This is a genomic window from Yersinia aldovae ATCC 35236 (genome assembly GCF_000173735.1).
Lineage (GTDB): Bacteria > Pseudomonadota > Gammaproteobacteria > Enterobacterales > Enterobacteriaceae > Yersinia > Yersinia aldovae.
In genome coordinates this window covers 70,561-76,770 of record NZ_ACCB01000018.1, presented here as the reverse complement: position 1 = coordinate 76,770, position 6,210 = coordinate 70,561, and the positions used below count along the sequence as shown (strand labels likewise).

Here is a 6,210-nt window from a genome sequence, read left to right as displayed (position 1 = left end):
CGCTCACTAACCCGAATCACTTACTGGCCGTTGACCTTAAAATGAATAGACTCATCGGGATTAATGAGCCTCGTCCTTGAGGCTCACCCTGCGGGCTAGCATAAATGCTGTACAAATCGGTTCCCTACCGATTTGTAGGCCACTTGCTGCCTACCTGCAACTCCAATGACTTTGGGTATACATGGAGCGAATGGAAATCATCATTAAAATAGACAAATACTGTATAAATACCCATACTATTATAGTATAAATTTTCAGGCGTAATTGTTGCAGTCAGTTTGGATGCGGACAGCGCACAGAAACCGGAGCGTACACCATGACATTGTAAATCATGACTACGTGAGGATTTCGAGCACTGCCCAAGTTCAAAATGACAAATAAAATAGCCTGTACAGACTGCTGACAAACTTCGACAACTCGATCTTGCAAGGTGAAGGCAGGCAGAAGAGTAAAGCGTCCGCGCCAGGGAAGGCGCGGTTCGAGCCTACAAGGATGTATTTACGGCGTCTTTACGATCTGCCTGTTTTCACCGATACGGGCACTTGGTCATTAACCTCCTGTACATTATTTCATTTAAAGGTATACCGTGGTGCAAACTCGTCAGGGCTTCCTGCTCACCCGCCACTGGCGCGATACGCAGGCTGGCACCGAAGTTGAATTCTGGTTAGCCACCGATGAAGGGCCGCAGCACGTCAGGCTGCCACCTCAACCTTCAGTGGCCTTTATCCCGGCCGAGCAACGGCAACGGGCTGAAACCGTGCTGCGTGACGAACGCCGTTGGCAACTGCGCCCCCTTGAATTGACCGACTTTCATCAACGCCCGGTGCTGGGCCTCTATTGTACTCAACATCGCCAATTGATGCGGCTGGAAAAGCGGCTCAGAGAGAGCGGCGTAAACGTCTATGAAGCTGATATCCGCCCGCCGGAGCGTTTCCTGATGGAACGGTTTATCACCGCGCCGGTGTGGTTTAGCGGTGAAGATAATGGCAACGGCCCACTGCTCAACACCCAAATGAAACCGGCTGATGACTACCGCCCAACCTTGAAGCTGCTGTCGCTGGATATTGAAACCAGCGAACACGGCGAGCTTTACTGTATCGGGCTGGAAGGATGCGGCCAACGGCAGGTTTATATGTTGGGGCCACCCAATGGCAACAAAGCCGATGAAGCGGCACTGGATTTCAAACTGGAATATGTCGCCAGCCGCCCGTTGTTATTGGAAAAACTCAACCACTGGCTGGAACTGCATGATCCCGATGCCATTATCGGCTGGAATCTGGTGCAATTCGATTTGCGTGTTCTGCAAAAACATGCTGAACGCTATCAAATCCCACTGCGCTTTGGTCGCGATGGTAGCCTACTGGAGTGGCGGGAACACGGTTTTAAGCAAGGGCACTTTTTTGCGTCTGCTGCCGGGCGGTTGATTATCGACGGCATTGAAGCGCTCAAATCCGCCACCTGGAACTTCCCGTCGTTCAGCCTCGAATCGGTGTCGCAAACCTTATTGGGCGAAGGTAAAGCCAGTGATAGCCCCTATCAGCGGATGGACGAAATCAATCAACGTTTCGCCCATGATAAACCGGCGCTGGCGCGTTATAACCTAAAAGACTGTGAACTGGTAACGCGGATTTTTGCTAAAACCGAGCTGCTCAGTTTCCTGCTGGAACGCTCGACAGTGACCGGATTAGCCGCCGATCGCAGTGGCGGATCAGTCGCGGCGTTCACGCATCTTTATATGCCACGCATGCACCGCATCGGCTATGTCGCTCCCAATTTAGGTGAGTTGCCGGAAGAGCACAGCCCCGGTGGTTTTGTGATGGATTCCCAGCCCGGCTTATACGACTCGGTATTGGTGCTCGACTATAAAAGCCTGTACCCGTCGATTATTCGCACCTTTTTAATTGATCCGGTAGGCCTGGTGGCGGGCATGGCTCAGCCCGATGAACAGCACTCGGTGCCGGGGTTTCGCGGAGCCTGGTTCTCCCGCGAGAAACATTGTTTGCCCGCTATCGTGAATCAGATCTGGCAAGGGCGTGAAGCCGCTAAACGCCAGCAAAACAAGCCGTTATCACAAGCGCTGAAGATCATTATGAACGCGTTTTACGGCGTACTCGGCTCCAGTGGTTGCCGCTTTTTCGATCCCAGGCTGGCATCATCGATCACGCTACGCGGCCACGATATCATGCGTCAGACCCGTGAATTGATTGAAGCACAAGGCTATCAGGTGATTTATGGCGATACCGACTCCACCTTTGTCTGGCTGAAAAACGCCCACAGCGAAGAACAGGCATCAGTGATTGGTAAAGCGTTGGTACGCCAAGTCAATCAATGGTGGAAAGCGCATATACAACAAACCTTTAATCTGCCCTGCGCACTGGAGTTGGAATTTGAAACCCACTACCGGCGCTTTTTGATGCCCACCATTCGCGGCGCGGAGCAAGGCAGTAAAAAGCGCTATGCTGGCTTGATTTCAACCCCGAATGGCGATCAAATGGTGTACAAAGGGCTGGAAACCGTGCGTACTGATTGGACTCCGCTGGCTCAGCAGTTCCAACGGGAGCTGTATCTGCGGATTTTCCAGCGCCAGCCTTATCAGGATTATGTGCGGGATTACGTGGCACGCACGCTCAATGGCGAATTGGACGAGCAGTTAATTTACCGCAAACGCCTGCGTCGGCGGTTGGATGATTATCAGCGCAATGTTCCGCCCCATGCCAGAGCCGCACGCCTGGCTGATGATTTCAATCGTAAGCTGGGCCGCCCGTTACAATATCAAAATGGGGGTTGGATAAGCTATGTCATGACCACCGCAGGCCCTGAGCCATTAGAAACCCGGCAATCGCCCATTGATTACGATCACTACCTAACACGTCAGTTACAACCGGTAGCAGACGCTATACTTCCTTTTATGCATGATGACTTTACCACCTTGGTAACGGGCCAAATGGGGTTATTTTAATCGTAATGATGTTGTTTGCGGGTGACGAAACGCTCGCCTTCCATTACCATAGCGCCCTTGCCAAAATTCGCATCAATCACATTGACATAACCGCCAGTCGAATACTCCGAGCAATCGGATTCTGCCTGTGAATGTTCCATTTTCAGACAGACTCTTAGGCCGTAGCGCCTGCGCGGAGGGTAAACTATTGCCAGTAGTTTTATTATGTTTAGCTGTTATGAATTATATATAACTAGATAATTTTAAAGCATTTAATTAACTATCCAACAAAAAAATCGAGCCGATAATTTATGCCTTTTACACTTGGTCAACGCTGGATCAGCGATACAGAAAGCGAACTTGGATTGGGTACCGTCGTTGCCATCGACGTCCGCATGGTCACCTTACTGTTCCCCGCAACCGGTGAAAACCGCCTTTACGCCAGAAATGATTCGCCAATCACCCGGGTCATGTTCAATCCGGGCGATACCATCACCCACCATGAAAGCTGGCAGTTGAAAGTGGAAGAGGTGTCCGAGGAGAATGGGCTGATTACCTATATCGGCACCCGTTTGGACACCGAGGAAACCGGCGTTTCCATGCGTGAAGTTTTGCTCGATAGCAAACTGACATTCAGTAAACCGCAAGACAGGCTCTTTGCCGGTCAAATTGACCGCATGGATCGCTTTGCCTTGCGTTTTCGCGCCCGTAAATATCAAAGTGAGCAATTTCGCCTGCCCTGGAGTGGCCTGCGCGGTATCCGTGCCAGCCTGATCCCACACCAATTACATATCGCTTATGAAGTGGGTCAACGCCACGCGCCACGCGTCTTGCTAGCCGATGAAGTGGGTTTGGGTAAAACCATCGAAGCGGGGATGATTATCCATCAGCAACTGTTGTCAGGCCGTGCTGAACGTATCCTCATTGTCGTGCCGGAAAGCCTGCAACATCAATGGTTGGTCGAAATGTTGCGCCGTTTCAACCTGCGCTTCTCGCTGTTTGATGACAGCCGCTATTCCGAAGCTCTGCAAGACAGTTCTAACCCGTTTGAAACCGAACAAATGGTTATCTGCTCATTGGATTTTGTACGCCGTAACAAACAGCGCTTAGAGCAACTGGCGGATGCCTCCTGGGATCTGCTGGTGGTGGATGAAGCCCATCATCTGGCATGGAGCGAAGATGCCCCAAGCCGTGAATACCAAGTGATTGAACAATTGGCAGAGAATATCCCAGGTGTGCTGCTATTAACCGCAACACCCGAGCAGTTGGGCCAGCAGAGCCACTTTGCTCGTTTGCGTTTGCTCGACCCGGATCGCTTCCATGATTACGAAGAGTTCATCAATGAACAGCAAAAATACCGCCCGATCGCCGATGCAGTAACGCTGTTGATCGGCGGTGAGCGTTTGGCAGATGACAAACTGAATCTCTTGAGCGAACTCATTGATGAGCAGGATATCGAACCGCTGCTGAAAGCCGCCAACAGCCAAAGTGAGGATAGCGAAGCCGCGCGCCGTGAGCTGGTAACCATGCTGATGGACCGCCACGGCACCAGCCGCGTGCTATTCCGTAACACCCGTAATGGGGTGAAAGGCTTCCCGCACCGCGTCTTGCACCAAATCAAGCTGCCGCTGCCGACGCAGTACCAGACCGCAATCAAAGTCTCCAGCATCATGAGCGCCAAGAAAACGCTGGAAGCGCGCGCAAAAGACATGCTTTATCCAGAGCAAATCTATCAGGAGTTTGAAGGCGAAAATGCCACCTGGTGGAACTTTGATCCACGCGTTGAATGGCTGCTCAACTATCTGATTGCCAACCGTAATGAGAAAGTGCTGGTTATCTGTGCGCAAGCCGCTACCGCCTTGCAGTTGGAACAAGTATTGCGTGAGCGTGAAGCTATCCGTGCGGCGGTGTTCCACGAGGGCTTATCGCTAATTGAACGTGACCGCGCGGCAGCCTATTTTGCCTCTGAAGAAGATGGCGCGCAGGTGTTATTGTGTTCAGAAATCGGCTCTGAAGGACGTAACTTCCAGTTTGCCTGCCAGTTGGTGATGTTTGACCTGCCATTTAACCCAGATCTGCTGGAGCAGCGTATTGGCCGCCTGGACAGGATAGGCCAGAACCGTGAAATTCAGATAATGGTGCCCTATCTGGAAAATACCGCGCAGGCGGTGCTGGTGCGCTGGTATCACGAAGGCCTGGATGCTTTCGAACACACCTGTCCGACCGGTCGTACCATCTATGACAGTGGCTATCAGGCGCTGATTGGCTATTTGGCAACGCCAAATGAGCAGGAAGGGTTGGACGAATTTATCCACACCTGCCGTCAACAGCACGAAGGGCTGAAACTTCAGTTGGAACAAGGGCGTGACCGTTTGCTGGAAATGCACTCCAATGGTGGCGAACATGGGCAAGAATTGGCACAAATCATTGCGGATCAGGACAACGACGTCAATTTAGTCAGTTTTGCCCTGAATCTGTTCGATATAGTTGGGATCAATCAAGAAGATCGCAGTGACAACCTGATCATTCTTACACCATCCGATCACATGCTGGTACCGGACTTCCCAGGGTTGCCGCAAGATGGCTGCACGGTAACCTTTGATCGCGAACAAGCGTTATCACGAGAAGATGCCCAATTTGTAAGCTGGGAACATCCGATCATCCGTAACGGTCTGGATCTGATCCTCTCCGGCGACACCGGTAGCTGCGCGGTTTCTTTATTAAAAAACAAAGCATTGCCGGTCGGTACGTTGCTCGCAGAATTGGTTTACGTGGTCGAAGCCCAGGCACCAAAACACCTGCAACTGACCCGTTTCTTGCCCCCAACCCCAGTGCGGATGCTGATGGACAGGAACGGCACTAACCTCGCGGGGCAGGTTGAATTTGAAACCTTTAACCGCCAGTTGAATGCAGTAAACCGCCATACTTCCAGCAAGTTGGTCAATGCAGTGCAGCAAGAAGTTCACGCTATGTTGCAACAAGCAGAAGCGCTGGTTGAAGAGCAAGCACGGTTACTGATTGACACTGCCAAACATGAAGCAGATGACAGCCTGAGCACCGAACTGGCACGTCTTGAAGCGCTAAAAGCGGTTAACCCAAACATTCGTGATGACGAAATAGAAACGCTGGAACATAACCGTAAACTGGTGTTAGAGAATCTCAATCAAGCGGGCTGGCGTCTGGATGCTATCCGTCTGGTCGTGGTCACTCACCAGTAATTCTCGTGATAGCCGTTCTCTGAAATAAAACCGGGCATAACGCCCGGTTTTCTG

General features: G+C 51.5%; 3 protein-coding genes. 2 read left to right on the top strand and 1 reads right to left on the bottom strand.

Annotation, left to right across the window (positions count from 1 at the left end; translation table 11 throughout):
• Positions 1-586 precede the first annotated feature (586 nt).
• Positions 587-2,959 (top strand): DNA polymerase II, encoded by a 2,373-nt coding sequence (locus YALDO0001_RS10430; protein WP_004702837.1) that lies wholly within the window; start codon positions 587-589, stop codon positions 2,957-2,959.
• Here the strand turns inward: YALDO0001_RS10430 and YALDO0001_RS21265 are convergent.
• Positions 2,956-3,099, bottom strand: coding sequence for a hypothetical protein (locus YALDO0001_RS21265; RefSeq protein ID WP_156168269.1), 144 nt, complete (start codon positions 3,097-3,099; stop codon positions 2,956-2,958). The genes YALDO0001_RS10430 and YALDO0001_RS21265 overlap by 4 nt on opposite strands.
• Before the next feature lie 150 nt (positions 3,100-3,249).
• Between YALDO0001_RS21265 and rapA the strand changes: the two genes are divergently transcribed.
• Entirely contained in the window at positions 3,250-6,156 is a 2,907-nt protein-coding gene (rapA, locus tag YALDO0001_RS10425) for an RNA polymerase-associated protein RapA (RefSeq protein WP_042839755.1), read from the top strand.
• Positions 6,157-6,210 lie beyond the last annotated feature (54 nt).

Bases quoted from the DNA above. Each gene is read 5' to 3' on its own strand.
- YALDO0001_RS21265 (WP_156168269.1), bottom strand. From the start codon at position 3,099: ATGGAACATTCACAGGCAGAATCCGATTGCTCGGAGTATTCGACTGGC.
- rapA (WP_042839755.1), top strand. From the start codon at position 3,250: ATGCCTTTTACACTTGGTCAACGCTGGATCAGCGATACAGAAAGCGAA.